This is a genomic window from Ruegeria sp. AB7, from assembly GCF_056542625.1.
Genome location: NZ_JBQGAC010000001.1, coordinates 566,186 through 580,300 on the forward strand (window position 1 = coordinate 566,186; position 14,115 = coordinate 580,300).

16 protein-coding genes are annotated in these 14,115 nt (G+C 57.7%); 8 read left to right on the forward strand and 8 right to left on the reverse strand.

The window, feature by feature from the left end; translation table 11 throughout:
* The first annotated feature begins 104 nt into the window (after positions 1-104).
* Together ACR0EN_RS02865 and ACR0EN_RS02870 are read left to right on the forward strand one after the other, a co-directional pair.
* Positions 105-683 (forward strand): YqaA family protein, encoded by a 579-nt coding sequence (locus tag ACR0EN_RS02865; protein WP_170393003.1) that lies wholly within the window; start codon positions 105-107, stop codon positions 681-683.
* A complete protein-coding gene (locus ACR0EN_RS02870) occupies positions 680-1,144 on the forward strand; it encodes a disulfide bond formation protein B (protein ID WP_170421771.1) in 465 nt (154 codons plus the stop codon). Before ACR0EN_RS02865 ends, ACR0EN_RS02870 begins: the two co-directional genes overlap by 4 nt.
* A 3-nt stretch (positions 1,145-1,147) precedes the next feature.
* Here the strand turns inward: ACR0EN_RS02870 and ACR0EN_RS02875 are convergent, their stop codons facing one another.
* Complete coding sequence (locus tag ACR0EN_RS02875) at positions 1,148-1,735, reverse strand: HNH endonuclease (protein WP_170405905.1); 588 nt, start codon at positions 1,733-1,735, stop codon at positions 1,148-1,150.
* A gap of 211 nt (positions 1,736-1,946) precedes the next feature.
* Between ACR0EN_RS02875 and ACR0EN_RS02880 the strand changes: the two genes are divergently transcribed.
* Positions 1,947-2,552 (forward strand): rRNA large subunit pseudouridine synthase E, encoded by a 606-nt coding sequence (locus ACR0EN_RS02880; RefSeq protein WP_480561456.1) that lies wholly within the window; start codon positions 1,947-1,949, stop codon positions 2,550-2,552.
* A 31-nt stretch (positions 2,553-2,583) separates the two neighbouring features.
* Positions 2,584-3,009, forward strand: coding sequence for a VOC family protein (locus tag ACR0EN_RS02885; protein WP_170405910.1), 426 nt, complete (start codon positions 2,584-2,586; stop codon positions 3,007-3,009).
* A 4-nt stretch (positions 3,010-3,013) separates the two neighbouring features.
* On the opposite strand, the gene ACR0EN_RS02890 is transcribed toward ACR0EN_RS02885, so the two are convergent.
* The 3 genes from ACR0EN_RS02890 to ACR0EN_RS02900 are packed head-to-tail and all read right to left on the reverse strand — an operon-like array spanning position 3,014 to position 4,638.
* Positions 3,014-3,316, reverse strand: a complete 303-nt coding sequence (locus ACR0EN_RS02890; RefSeq protein ID WP_170509753.1) for a putative quinol monooxygenase — start codon at positions 3,314-3,316, stop codon at positions 3,014-3,016.
* Positions 3,317-3,343: 27 nt separating this feature from the next.
* Complete coding sequence (locus ACR0EN_RS02895) at positions 3,344-4,009, reverse strand: alpha/beta fold hydrolase (RefSeq protein ID WP_170392997.1); 666 nt, start codon at positions 4,007-4,009, stop codon at positions 3,344-3,346.
* Positions 4,006-4,638, reverse strand: a complete 633-nt coding sequence (locus ACR0EN_RS02900) for a DNA-3-methyladenine glycosylase family protein (RefSeq protein ID WP_170392996.1) — start codon at positions 4,636-4,638, stop codon at positions 4,006-4,008. Before ACR0EN_RS02900 ends, ACR0EN_RS02895 begins: the two co-directional genes overlap by 4 nt.
* 98 nt (positions 4,639-4,736) lie before the next feature.
* On the opposite strand from ACR0EN_RS02900, the gene ACR0EN_RS02905 reads away from it, so the two are divergent.
* Positions 4,737-5,963: an MFS transporter gene (locus ACR0EN_RS02905; protein WP_170392995.1), complete on the forward strand. Its 1,227-nt coding sequence runs from the start codon at positions 4,737-4,739 to the stop codon at positions 5,961-5,963.
* A gap of 2 nt (positions 5,964-5,965) precedes the next feature.
* On the opposite strand, the gene ACR0EN_RS02910 is transcribed toward ACR0EN_RS02905, so the two are convergent.
* From ACR0EN_RS02910 to cysS, 3 genes are read right to left on the reverse strand one after another with little or no spacing between them, the layout of a single operon-like run.
* On the reverse strand, positions 5,966-6,742 hold the full coding sequence (locus tag ACR0EN_RS02910; RefSeq protein ID WP_480585117.1) for a squalene/phytoene synthase family protein: 777 nt from the start codon (positions 6,740-6,742) through the stop codon (positions 5,966-5,968).
* A gap of 1 nt (position 6,743) precedes the next feature.
* The gene (gene cimA / locus ACR0EN_RS02915; RefSeq protein WP_480585119.1) at positions 6,744-8,378 is read right to left on the reverse strand and encodes a citramalate synthase; all 1,635 of its coding nucleotides are present in this window, start codon (positions 8,376-8,378) and stop codon (positions 6,744-6,746) included.
* Positions 8,375-9,775, reverse strand: a complete 1,401-nt coding sequence (cysS, locus tag ACR0EN_RS02920; protein WP_480585122.1) for a cysteine--tRNA ligase — start codon at positions 9,773-9,775, stop codon at positions 8,375-8,377. Before cysS ends, cimA begins: the two co-directional genes overlap by 4 nt.
* A 218-nt stretch (positions 9,776-9,993) precedes the next feature.
* On the opposite strand from cysS, the gene ACR0EN_RS02925 reads away from it, so the two are divergent.
* On the forward strand, positions 9,994-10,338 hold the full coding sequence (locus ACR0EN_RS02925) for an MmcQ/YjbR family DNA-binding protein (RefSeq protein WP_170392991.1): 345 nt from the start codon (positions 9,994-9,996) through the stop codon (positions 10,336-10,338).
* Between the two features lie 57 nt (positions 10,339-10,395).
* Entirely contained in the window at positions 10,396-11,571 is a 1,176-nt protein-coding gene (locus ACR0EN_RS02930; protein ID WP_170817800.1) for a pyridoxal phosphate-dependent aminotransferase, read from the forward strand.
* Between the two features lie 17 nt (positions 11,572-11,588).
* On the opposite strand, the gene ACR0EN_RS02935 is transcribed toward ACR0EN_RS02930, so the two are convergent.
* Positions 11,589-12,107, reverse strand: a complete 519-nt coding sequence (locus tag ACR0EN_RS02935) for an outer membrane beta-barrel protein (protein WP_170510161.1) — start codon at positions 12,105-12,107, stop codon at positions 11,589-11,591.
* Between the two features lie 413 nt (positions 12,108-12,520).
* Here ACR0EN_RS02935 and ACR0EN_RS02940 point away from each other — a divergent pair, with 413 nt between their 5' ends.
* On the forward strand, positions 12,521-14,065 hold the full coding sequence (locus ACR0EN_RS02940; protein ID WP_480585125.1) for a trimethylamine methyltransferase family protein: 1,545 nt from the start codon (positions 12,521-12,523) through the stop codon (positions 14,063-14,065).
* The last annotated feature ends 50 nt before the right edge of the window (positions 14,066-14,115 follow it).

Sequence of the window (14,115 nt, forward strand, 5' to 3'; positions counted from 1 at the left end):
GGCAAAAAACAACCACTGCCCTGAATGTTTCGTCGAAGGAGGTTGACGGTCAGTCGGGTGCATGGTTTGGCTTGCCGCAGCGGTTACCAGGATACTTATTCTTCATGTTGCGATCCCTTTATGACTGGACCATTCGTCTGGCCGAACATCCTCATGCGCTCTGGGCGCTGGCTGTTGTGGCTTTTGTCGAAAGTTCGTTTTTTCCGATCCCACCCGATGTTTTGATGATTCCCATGATCCTTGCGCGTCCGTCGCGGGCCTGGCTGATCGCGACGGTCGCCTTGGTTGCCTCGGTGCTGGGTGGGATATTGGGTTATGCAATTGGGGCATTCTTTTACGAAAGCCTTGGGCAGCCTGTTCTGGAAGCCATGGGCAAAGCCCACGCAATGGAAGAATTCAATACCCGCTTCAATGATTTCGGCTTCTGGGCCGTGCTGGCGGCTGGTGTGACGCCTTTCCCATATAAGGTCATCACCATCATGTCGGGCTGGACCGGGATGCCGATTGGGACGTTCATAGCCACCTCGATCCTGGCGCGCGCCTTGCGCTTCTTTCTTGTGGCCGGGCTGCTATGGAAATTTGGGGAACCAATCCGTGACTTCATCGAAAAACGGTTGGGTTTGATGTTTACCCTATTCATAATCCTGCTGTTTGGCGGCTTTCTTGTGGTGAAATACTTATGACGCGCAAAAGACTTCTGGTTCTGGTTGCCGCATCCGGCTCAGCCGCGTTGCTACTTGGGGCTTGGGGCTTTCAGTACATCGGTGGGCTCGCGCCGTGCAAAATGTGCATCTGGCAGCGGTATCCTCATGGTGTCGCAGTGATTCTTGGTGCTCTAGCCTTTGCCTTCCCGGGCGTCCGCCCCCTGCCCCTACTAGGCGCTCTGGCGGCGGCCACAACGGCGGGAATAGGGTTTTACCATGCTGGGGTCGAGCAAGGCTGGTGGGAGGGCCCATCGACCTGCACATCTGGTGATATCGGCGGCCTGAGTGCAGAAGAGTTAATGGATCAGATCATGTCCGCCCCGCTCGTGCGTTGCGATGACATCCCGTGGGAGATGTTCGGGATTTCCATGGCGGGCTGGAATGGATTGATTTCGACGGGTCTGGTCCTGATCTGGATCGCAGCCTGGCGCGCGCGCTAGGGTTTATAGCTGATCCAGCTCGGCATCCCAGTAGAGGAAGTCGATCCAGCTTTCGTGCAGATGGTTCGGGGGGAACTTCCGGCCGATATTGCGCAAAGCTTCAGCATCCGGCTGACGCGGCGGTTTATTCAGTGACATTCTGGCCTGTCGCAGGGATTTTGAGCCCTTGCGCAGATTACACGGGCTGCACGCTGCAACGACATTCTGCCAACTTGTGACCCCGCCCGCAGCGCGCGGTACAACATGATCAAAGGTCAGGTTTTCACGGCTGCCGCAGTACTGGCATTTGAATTCGTCCCGCAAAAATAAATTAAAGCGCGTGAAGGCCACGCGCTTTCTGGGTTTTACATAGTCTTTCAGGACAACGACCGAGGGTATTCGGATCTCGGTACTGGGACTGCGGACAACCTCGTCATATTCCGCAACAATATCCACCCTGTCCAGCCAGGCAGCTTTGATCGCCTCCTGCCACGGCCATAAAGACAACGGGTAGTAGGAAAGAGGTCTGTAATCGGCGTTCAAAACCAATGCCGGATGATGCTTGAGCGCACCGGTTTCCCTGACAAATTCGGTCCTGAAGTCTCCGTCCATAACAGAATCGCTCCTCGCTCTGTACTGCCCGTTTGTGACATCAGAGCGGGGAACACCCGCCCCGGCCTTAAGTTAACTATATATCGTGTTAAATCTCTGACAAGTGCCGAGTTCACACAACATCTCGGGTATTGGTTAGGCCGAATACGTAACAGATAAGTGACACTTATCCACAGGTTGCGCAGATGTGGTCTGCAAGCTATGGCGGGGCATGTCCTGGTTCATCCGTTTCAACAAACCATACGATGTGTTGCCGCAGTTCACCGACCGCGCCAATTCTGACTCACCCCGCAGTACGCTCTCGGAATTCATCGACCTGCCCGGTGTCTATCCTGCGGGACGCTTGGACCGGGATAGCGAGGGTTTGATGCTGCTGACTGATAATGGGCGATTGCAGGCGCAGATATCAGACCCCAAGCACAAGATGCCTAAGACATACTGGGTTCAGGTCGAAGGCATTCCCGATACAGCGGCACTAAAAGCGTTGCGGGAAGGTGTTGAACTTAAGGATGGTTTGACGCGCCTCGCCAAGGCGCGGCTGATTGACGAACCCGAATGGCTATGGCCACGCACCCCGCCGATCCGGGTTCGCCAAACGGTGCCCGACAGTTGGGTTGAACTGACGATAAAAGAGGGCCGTAACCGTCAGGTTCGCCGGATGACAGCCGCAGTCGGGCACCCAACTCTGCGCCTGATCCGAGCCCGTGTTGGAGATTGGACTTTGGACGGCCTTGACCCCGGTCAGTGGGAAAGCCTGCCGATGCCAGCTGTTGACGCAGCACCGTCGCGCAAGCGGGACCGCCGCCCGCGCCGGTGACAAAAACTGCGTGATGTGATAGGTTTAGGGCATGAAGGTCACACCGGATATCCCTGCCCCGTCTGCCATCCTGGAAGCCGCGCTGTATGTCGACGATCTAGATGCGGCCGAGGATTTCTATGGTCAGATATTGGGGCTAGAGAAAATCCAGCGCGTCACCGACCGCCATGTGTTCTATCGAATCGGCGGGTCTGTCCTGTTGCTGTTCAATGCCAGCGAAACCGAGAAACCGCCAGGCAACCCCGATCTGCCGGTCCCACCGCATGGGGCGCGCGGTCCCAGCCATGTTTGCCTTGTCCTAACCCGAGATGAAATCACCGTGATGCGCAAGCATCTGTTGGACTGGAACATCCCTGTCGATGCCGAGTTCGACTGGCCCAACGGAGCCCGGTCGCTCTATGTACGAGACCCTGCAGGCAACTCGGTCGAATTCTCGGAAGGAAGGCTGTGGGAGTGATCGATCAGCGAAGCGGCTGCTTCTCGCCCCCGATCACACGGTAGATTTCGCTAGAGACAACGCCGACCTCACCAAGTGCCGCCTGAAAAGCAGTCATATGAGGGGTCGCGAAATGGGCCTCAAGCGCGGCCTGATCCTGCCATTCCTCATAGACCCGAAAGCGGGTCGCCTGACCCAGGATTTGACTGAATTCATAGATCAGGCATCCGGGTTCTTTCAGAGTTTCCGCAACCATTTCCTGCGCGGCAGCAATGGCTATCTCGACCGCTGCATCTGAAACTTCGACCACTCCTGTCACGATCAGCATCATGCTCTCCTTAGATCGCCCCGCAAGTCAGAGGCTCAGCTTATCCCGCATGAAGGCCAGCGCAACACTCAAGCCATCCGGAGCAATCCCGTGGCCGGTGCCCTTCATTATATGGGCATAAACCTCTTTGAACCCGGCCGCCTGAAGTGCCTCAGCTGCTTCTGGCAACGATTGCGGCGGTACAACGTCATCAGCATCGCCATGCACCAGCAGGATCGGCATGCGACTTACGGTTTCGTCTGGCAGCAAATCAGGTTCCAGCAAACGGCCCGAGAACGCTACGATCCCGGCCACTGGGTCCTCGCGGCGCGGGGCTACATGTAAGCTCATCATCGTGCCCTGGCTGAAACCGAACAGCACTACCTGCTCTGGCAGGACATCCTCATCCACCATCAGCGCATCAAGGAACGCGTTGAAATCCTCAACCGCCATTTCCATACCCCGTCGGGCTTCCTCCTCGGATGAGCCATCAATCCACGGGATCGGGAACCACTGGAAACCGTTGGGCATACCGATGATCTGTTCAGGCGCGTCCGGAGCTACAAACAACGTATCCGGGAGATGCTCGCCCAACGGATCAGCCAGCCCCAAAAGATCGGCCCCGTTTGCACCATAACCATGCACAAACACCACGACCGAGCGTGTGTCGCCTGAAACCGGCTCTTTCCTGAGCGCGTTCAAAACCCGTGTCATCTGATCCCTTCTCTGTCTTTTGCGACCCGGTAATAGGCCCACAGCACCCGCGCCGCAACCGATCGCCACGGCGACCATGCTTCAGCCATCTGGCGTAACTCTTTGTCTTTTGGTCGTTCTGGCAATTCATAGAGGATGCGTGCAGCTTCCTGTAAGGCCAGATCGCCCGGTGCAATCACATCGGCGCGACCCAGCGAAAACATCGCATAAATCTCGGCAGTCCAGACACCGATTCCCGGTACCTCGGTCAGAATTGCGACCACTTCGTCATCTGGCGCATCACGCAACGCTTTGTAATCGATCCGCGCCTCAGCCAAGGCGCGGGCATAGCGAATTTTCTGACGGCTGAGACCCACAGCGCGCAGATCATCATCAGTGGCCCACATAATCTTGCGCGGACCGGTCAGTTTTGCGTCCTGCAGCCTCTTCCAGATTGCGTTTGCCGAGGCCACGCTGACCTGCTGACTGACAATCGCGCTGAGCAATTGGGCGAACCCGTCAGGCTTGCGCCTGAGTGGCAGGGGTCCGGTTTGCTCCATCGCATAAGCCATCCGGGGGCAGGCCTCAGCCAACCACTCGGCCCCTTCGGTAACGCAGTCCGGTGTTTCGATGATGCGTCCGACGGACATGCGCTCTCCGATAAGTGATCCTTGTCCGCACGTTAGGCGGATGTGCCGCATATGCAACCCGCTTGTGCCAAGTCTCAATCGTAGATAACCATTCGCCCATGACAATGATCGCTGCCACCCCTGACGATAGTCAGGCCAAACGCAACGTTGCCGTTTTGGTGGCAGCACAGGCAATCCTGGGTGCACAGATGCCCATGATGTTCATCGTCGGCGGGCTGGCAGGCCAATCGCTGGCCAGCAACGCTTGCCTTGCGACGCTGCCGATTTCACTGATCGTTCTGGGTTCAATGCTGGCGGCCACGCCGATTTCGGCCATCATGCAACGCTGGGGACGCCGTGCCGGGTTTCTTGTGGGATCAACCGCAGGTGCCGCAGGGGGCGTTATCGGGGCTTACGGCCTTTATCTCGGCTCGTTCCCGATCTTCCTGATCGGCAGCTTCCTGACCGGCATATACATGAGCGCACATGGCTTTTATCGCTTTGCAGCGGCTGACACTGCATCGGATGCTTTCCGGCCCAAGGCGATCTCATACGTCATGGCCGGAGGGCTTGCGGCGGCGATCATCGGCCCTCAGATCGTCAAGCTGACTTCGCAAGCGTATGTGGTCCCGTTTTTGGGCACTTATCTGGCGGTGATCGCGATCAACGTAATCGGCTCAGCCCTGTTCTTCTTTCTCGACATCCCTACTCCGCCGAAACCCACCGAAGATGAACCCAAAGGTCGCACACGGATGGAGTTGCTGAAAACTCCACGCATCGCAGTAGCGATCATCTGCGCAATGGTTTCCTACGCGCTGATGAACCTTGTAATGACGTCTACACCTTTGGCCGTCGTCGGGTGCGGATATACCGAAGGTGATGCCGCGGATATCGTCACCAGCCACGTACTGGCGATGTACATTCCCAGCTTCTTCACCGGCCACCTGATCGCGCGGTTTGGGGTCGAAAAGATCGTAGCTCTCGGTTTGGCAATCCTTGGCGGTGCAGGCATTGTCGCCCTGCAAGGTGTTGATCTAGGTAACTTTTTCGTCGCCCTGATCCTGCTGGGCATCGGATGGAACTTTGGCTTCATTGGCGCCACCAGCATGTTGGCAGACTCGCATGAAGTGCACGAACGCGGGCGAATGCAGGGCCTGAATGACTTGCTGGTGTTTGGCGGCGTGACTTTTGCCTCGCTTGCCTCTGGCGGATTGATGAACTGCTCGGGCGGTTCAGCGGTCGAGGGTTGGACGGCCGTAAACCTCGCCATGATCCCGCTGCTGACCCTTGCAGGTGGCGCGCTGCTGTGGCTGGTTCTGAGACCTTCAGATCCCCAGACGGCCTGACCCTACCAACGACCGGTCGCTGCCGTTTTCATCAGGGTAAACCGACGTCGGATTTCACCCTGAGCCAACGCACCTGCGGCCACCCGGTCCGGTCTGGCCAATGCAGTCCGCAACACCCATTCCGTCTGCCACCCCGCATAGAGCGCAGGCCGTGCTTGTGCCGAGACCTCGTTGCGGGCGGACCGCGCCTGCGCCAATCGGTCCAAAGCCTTCTGCGCCAGCGCCCGAACCCCGTCATGGGTTCCGTCCAGCAAAGGAATGCGCCCACGTGCCTCAAGCTCGGGAATTGCGCGCAGCCAATTCGCGATCCCCGCTGCATATCCGAAATCACGCAGAACAGTTTCATCCGCCGAACCCAAAGCCTGCGCCGACACCACCATTAATGTTCCAGCGCTATGGGCAATATAGGCGTCAAAATGCGCCTCATCCTCGAACGGATCACGATAGATATCCCAACGCCTTACGGCCACATATTCATCCAGCAGCGCTGCCAGATGCGGAGAAATCACGCGCGACACAGGTGTGACAACCTCGTGCCGACGAACAGATGGACCTTCGGCAATCTCTTGCAAGGCATCGCGCCACCATTGCAGCCGCATCTCGGCGATCATGCTCTCTTGCGTCAACCACGGGGCACGGGCCACCTCGACGTTCAGCGCATAAATCGGGAACAAAACTGCCCGTGCCTCAACTGGTGCGGCCATGGCAGCCATAAAGCGATCGGGATCGGCCCGATGAACCAGCGCAGCACAAGCCTTGATGTCGTCGTCGAACTCCACCTTATTCGGCGGCCGCTGACTGCGGGGCGCAATCGCTCACCAGTTTCCACTGAATCGCATCCAGCAGCGCTTCGAACGAGGCATCAATTATGTTCGCACTCACCCCAACCGTAGACCAGCGCCGCCCTTGCCCGTCTTCGCTGTCGATGATCACGCGCGTGACCGCCTCGGTCCCGCCCTGAGTGATGCGCACCTTGAAGTCGACCAGCCGCATATCCGACAGTATCTGCGAATACTGCCCCAAATCCTTGGCCAGAGCTTTGGCGAGCGCGTTCACCGGACCGCGATCGCTACCGCTTTCATCCAGCGACTCACTTACCGACAGCTTCTTCTCGCCATCCACTTTCACAACAACAACCGCTTCGGACAGGCTGACCATCTTGTTGTATTTGTTTTTCCGGCGTTCAACGGTCACCTTATAGCGCTTGACCTCAAAGAACTCGGGTAACTGCCCCAATTCATCCCGCGCCAGCAGCTCAAAACTAGCCTGCGCGGTGTCGTAGGAATACCCCTCGGCCTCGCGCAGTTTTATCCGCTCAAGGATACGTCCCAACGCCGGATCGCCCGCTTCTACGGCCAATCCCGCATCGGTCAGACGTTTGCGCAGGTTCGATTGCCCGGCCTGGTTCGACATCGGAATGATGCGCGCATTTCCAACACTTGCCGGATTGATATGCTCATAGGTTGTCGGGTCCTTGAGGATCGCGCTGGCATGCAGCCCGGCCTTATGCGCAAAAGCCGACGCGCCCACATAGGCGCTCTGCTTGCTGGGCACTCGGTTCAGGATATCATCCAGCATCCGGCTGATGCGTGTCAGCCCGGCCAGCGCCTCGGGCATCACTCCGATCTCATAGCACGAGGCATAGGGTTCTTTCAGCATCAGCGTTGGGATCAAAGCGGTCAGGTTGGCATTGCCACAGCGCTCTCCCAACCCATTCAACGTACCTTGAATCTGCCGCGCCCCCGCATCGACTGCAGCCAGCGAGCACGCCACTGCGTTCTCGGTGTCGTTATGGGTATGAATGCCCAGCCGATCCCCCGGCAGACCGGCCGCAATCACCTCGGATACGATCCGCCCGACCTCTGCCGGTAGCGCACCTCCATTGGTATCGCACAGCACAACCCACCGCGCACCCGCATCCAGAGCCGCGCGACAGACTTCCACCGCATAACCGGGATTGTCTTTGTAGCCATCGAAGAAATGCTCGGCATCGAACAAGGCCTCACGCCCCTGCGCCACGATATGCGCGACCGAGGCGTGCACGTTCTCGGTATTCTCCTCCAGAGCAATACCAAGCGCATGGGTCACATGGTAATCGTGCGATTTCCCAACCAGACAAACGGCTGGTGTTCCCGCGTTCATTACAGCAGCCAGAACGTCATCATTCTCAGCCGACCTGCCCGAGCGTTTGGTCATCCCAAACGCCGTCATACAGGCCGACGTTTTAGGCGCGCTCTCAAAAAACGCACTGTCTGTCGGGTTCGCACCGGGCCAACCGCCTTCGATATAGTCTAGACCCAACGCATCCAATGCCTGCGCAATCTGCACCTTCTCGGTAGTCGAGAACTGCACACCCTGAGTCTGCTGCCCATCACGCAGCGTGGTGTCATAGAGGTAGAGGCGTTCTTTGGTCATTCGACCCCCTCCAGCTTGGCGGCGTCGAATCCGGCGCCGGGCACCAATTCCACACCATCCTTGCTCATCCGAACCTCCAGCCCTGCGGCGACATAGGCCGCCTTCAGGCGATCGACCTCAGAGAAATCCTTGTTCTGCATCGCAAGAGCGCGGGCATCGGCCAGTTTTTCTGCGTGGGATGACAGATCAGCCACGGCGGTTTGCGCCCAAGCTGCCATTTCATCCGTCAACAGCCCGACCACCTGTGAACTCGCCAGCAATAAAGCAGCGTTGCCGTCAGCAGCCAAACGATGAAGTTCAGCGATGGCACCTGCCGTGTTCATGTCATCGGCAAGCGCATCAATGACCGCAGGTGCCGCGGTGGCAGCGGGCTCGATGCCCGCTGTCAGCGCCCGCCACTTGCGCAACGTTGCCTCGGCTTCGCGCGCCTTCTTCTCGGTCCAGTCCATCGGCTTGCGATAATGGGTCTGCAAGAACACAAACCGGATCACTTCACCCGGCACACCCTGCTCAAGCAGATCATGAACAGTGAAGAAATTGCCCAGCGATTTGGACATTTTCTTGCCCTCGACCTGTAGCATCTCATTATGCATCCAGACACGCGCGAATTCGCCATGCGGGTGGGCACATTTGCTCTGAGCAATCTCGTTCTCGTGGTGCGGGAACATCAGATCGTTGCCGCCACCGTGAATATCAAAGCTCTCGCCCAGCAATTCATAGCTCATGGCCGAGCATTCGATATGCCACCCCGGACGCCCCCGGCCCCATGGGCTGTCCCAGCCGGGCAACTCATCGGTCGACGGCTTCCACAGCACAAAATCCATCGGGTTCTTCTTGTAAGGCGCGACCTCGACCCGCGCCCCGGCGATCATGTCATCAACCGACCGCCCCGACAGCGCACCGTAGTGTTCCTTCCAGCTGTCCACCGCGAACAACACATGACCCTCGGCGGCATAGGCATGCCCCTTGGCCATCAGGTCTTCGATCATCGCAATCATCTGCGCGATATACTCTGTGGCGCGCGGCATCGCGTTGGGTTCCAACGCCCCCAGCGCGCCCATGTCGTGCAGATACCAGCCGATGGTTTCGTCCGAACGTTCCTGCACCAACTGTTCCAAAGACCCGTCAGCCCCAGCCTTCTTGCGCGACAATGCGGTGGCGTTGATCTTGTCATCCACGTCGGTGAAATTGCGCACATAGGTCACGTGATCAGCACCGTATACATGCCGCAACAAACGATAGAGCACGTCGAACACAACCACAGGCCGTGCGTTCCCCAGATGCGCCCGATCATAGACCGTCGGACCACAGACATACATCCGCACATTATCGGGATCGATCGGCACGAAATCCTCTTTCGTCCGAGTCCTTGTGTTGTGCAGTTTGATCGTCGTCATCGGGTCGTGCTCCTGAAACAGCATATACGTCACGCGTTGGCGCGGGCTTAGCAACTTGTCTCAGAGATGAAAACGAAAGAAACCGGCCCGCTTGAGAAATCAGCAGGTAATGCAGCAGATAATGATGCAAGTTTTCCGGTTCATGCGCTTTGCCTAGCACGGGATTGATGCTGAGCCAAGCCTTGAGTTTCAACCTCCACAGAGGCAGTCTGCCCACCATGACCCGTGATTACGTCAATTCCGTATGCGCAGACCTGCCCGGTGCCGAACTTTCGGACCCTTGGGGAGGCGGCCACGACGCATGGAAAGTTGGCGGCAAGATGTTCGCCTGCGTCGGCTCGGTCGGGGATGGTGTATCGGTCAAGACTCCCGACATTGAGACCGCGCAGATGCTGATCGACGCAGGGATTGGCACCAAGGCCCCGTATTTTCACCGCAGCTGGGTTCGCCTGCCGTGGGAAACTGACGCCGACGAGATGCAACATCGCCTGATCACCTCATACGATATCATCCGTGCATCGCTGACCAAGAAGATACAGGCGAGTTTGCCGCCGCGAAGCTGATTGACAAAATTGCTGTGCTTTGCCCCATTCGGCGTCATAGCCGGTCGGGAGAATCCCTTGAAACTATCGCATCGCATTACGCATCTGACCGAGGGTGGATCAGACGGCTGGGAGGTGTTCATCCGCGCGCGTCGGATGATTGCCGAAGGCCATGCCGTTACCGAGTTGACGATCGGCGAGCATGACATTCGGACCGATCAGTCAATATTGTCGGCCATGGAAAGTTCGGCCCGCAGCGGGCACACAGGATACGCGATGGTTCCGGGCACTGATCTGCTGCGTGATACTGTGGCCGCCCGTGTCCAAATGCGAACAGGTGTAGCGACCACACGCAACAACGTTATCATCACCCCTGGCGGTCAGGCCGCATTGTTTGCGGCACACACCGCGCTTTGCGATCCGGGCGATATCGCGCTCTACCTGGATCCGTATTATGCCACCTACCCCGGCACGATCCGTGGCGTTGGAGCGGAAGCCAAACGCATAGAAACACGCGCCGAAGATTTGTTCCAACCTCGCGCTTCCGATATCGATGGCGCGGCAGGCGGGGCGGTGTCGCTGCTGATAAACTCCCCAAACAATCCAACTGGTGTGGTCTATTCCGCCGAAACACTTTCTGCCATCGCCGAGGTTTGTCAGCGCCGCGATCTATGGCTGATTTCCGATGAAGTCTACGATACGCAGGTTTGGGAGGGTGAACACCTGTCACCTCGCGCCCTACCCGGCATGGCTGAGCGCACTCTGGTCGTGGGTTCAATGTCGAAATCTCATGCCATGACTGGCTCGCGTTGTGGGTGGATCGTTGCTCCGGAGGGCGTGATCGACCACCTGATCAACTTGGCAACACACACAACCTATGGTGTGCCCGGCTTTATACAGGATGCTTCCAACTATGCGCTGAGCGTGGGACAACCTCTCGAAGACAAAATTGCCGCGCCGTTTCGCCGCCGCCGCGCTCTGGCGATTGAAGTGCTGGCTGCGCAGCAGGTCGTCACCTTAATACCGGCGCAAGGCGCGATGTATCTGATGCTGGATATCCGGGCTACGGGTCTTAGCGGTGATGTGTTCGCAAATGCGCTGCTGGACACGCATGCCATCGCTGTGATGCCCGGTGAAAGCTTTGGTTCTGCCGCCGCAGGTCACATCCGCGTGGCCATGACAATCGATGACGAGAAATTCGTCACATCGCTACAGACCCTATGCGAATTTGCCGCTCAATTGGCAGAGGGATGACAATCGACCACCGAGTTTCAGAAGCGGAATGTGGTGCGCAAGTTGAACACATTTGCGTCGAGGCTTCGACCAGACTCCGGTATATCATCGAAGTTCTGCCGCAGCGCTTCGCCACTGATTACAAACCGTTCGCCAAGCGGATAGGCAACACCGATCCCGTAAACGGCTGCCGTATCACTGTCACCCGACGTACTGGCCCGCGCGGTTCCCAAGACAACATAGCCAAGGGCTGATCCAAAGTCGTAGCCGCCGCGCAACTTCAATCGCGACATACTATCAAGGCTTCCTTCGGATTGTCCCAGATCAAGATTCAGGCGGTTATATTCCAACTCACCGCCAAGCACGAAATTTCCAAAATCATAGTCGTATCCGATCAGCGGGCCAAAACTGCCCCCGCTTCCGCCTGCCCCTCCGGACCCATCAACATCTGCATAACCAAAGCTGAAACCAGCGTACGCGCCTGTCCAGTCTTCTGCCACAACCTGCCCTGCACCTGTTATCAGTGCTGCGGCGAGTGCGGCCAGTAATGACTTCATGCAGACCTCCAAACATCCGTTGCCGGTTTGGGCGCATCCCCGAGGCAGCGATCTGCTGATCAGCCAACCCCAGTATTTACTTAAACCTAAGGTACAAATCCAAATAACTACGTGCAGATTAACAGATTCTTACCGCAATTGGAAAAAAACATTTAGTCACGAGGATTTGCGCCCCGTTCATTTTGACTGATGGCCCAATAAAATTAGTCCAAAGTCGCAAACAGAACAGATTGTCCAGAAGTGCATTGAAACAATGGGCGCATCAGACTGAGGAAGTTGATGCATAACGAAGTTTGGAAGATTCGGCTGGTCAGCCGCACCATTGGTGCGGATCGCGGTCGTGCGGCACGAGGACGGCCAGCACTGGTCTAGGTACACTCACCCACTACGTACTTTTTTGACCGGACACACACATGAACGAACAAACCCGAAACTCATCCCGCAGCGGTGGCCGCGCCGCGCGTCGTGCCGCCCGTGCGTCAGCTCTTCCGGAACATCTTCGCCCGATTCGGCCTGGTATGGAGGGCGGAACCCTGAAGGTTCTGACCCAAGCACAGATCGAACGCATCCACGAGGCCGCTCTGACCGCTCTGGAAACCATCGGCCTTGCTGATGCGCCACAAAGTGGGATCGACTATCTCGTGGCTGCGGGATGCACCTTGGGCGACGATGGCCGCATCCGCTTTCCGCGCGCATTGGTCGAGGACACAATCGCCAAGGCCAACCGCTCGATCACTCTGCACAGCCGGGACGGCAAATCGGATCTGGAGCTGTCGGGAACGCGTGTCCATTATGGCACCGCAGGCGCAGCGGTCAGCATGGTCGACGTGGATGGGCAGGAATATCGCGACTCGACCCTGCAGGACCTGCATGACGCGACTCGCATCTGTGAACAGCTTGAAAACATTCACTTTGTTCAACGCCCCATGGTGTGCCGAGATATCGCCGACAACCTTGAGATGGATCTGAACACGGTCTACGCCACCACCTCAGGCACGTTCAAACATATCGGTACGTCGTTCACGGAGCCCAGCCATGTGGCCCCCGCCATCGAGATGCTGCACATGATCGCGGGCGGAGAGGACAAGTGGCGCGAGCGGCCCTTCATGTCCAACTCCAACTGCTTCGTTGTGCCCCCGATGAAATTCGCCACCGAAAGCTGCGAGGTGATGGAAGAATGCATCAAGGCCGGAATGCCGGTTTTGTTGCTTTCTGCGGGCATGGCAGGAGCTACCGCACCCTCGACCGTTGCCGGAGCGATCACACAAGCCACCGCCGAATGTCTGGCGGGTTTGGTTTATGTAAACGCCGTAAAGCCCGGTGCTCCCGCGATTTTTGGCACTTGGCCTTTTGGTCTGGACCTGCGCACCGGTGCAATGTCCATCGGATCGGGTGAACAAGCTCTGCTAACCGCTGGCTGCGCGCAAATGCACCAGTTCTACGATCTGCCCGGTGGTGCCGCAGCTGGTGCATCGGACGCGAAATTGCCCGACATGCAGGCCGGTTGGGAACAAATGTGTTCGAACGTCATGGCTGGGCTATCGGGCCTGAACATGGTGTATGAGGCCGCAGGCATGCATGCCTCGTTGCTGGGGTTCTGCCACGAGAGCCTGATCCTGAGCGATGACCTGATCGGACAGGCACAGCGCTGTGTGCGCGGAATCGAGGTAACGGACGAGACGCTGGCACTGGATCAGATGGCCGAAGTCTGCATGGGTGGTCCTGGGCATTATCTTGGCACCGATGCGACGCTAGGCCGTATGCAGGCAGATTACGTCTATCCTACCTTTGGTGACCGATCATCTCCGAAGGAATGGGTTGAGCTTGGCAAACCAGATCTGATCAAAAAGGCAGTGAAGCGGAAGGAAGAGATCCTCGCCGTGCCATCCCCGGCCAGATTCGACCCGCTTTTGGACGCGGAAATTCGCGGCAAGTTCAACATTTACTTACCCGCGTAAGCCGCTGAAAAATAAGCGGCCCGGATATTCCGGGCCGCCAGCATTCCTGC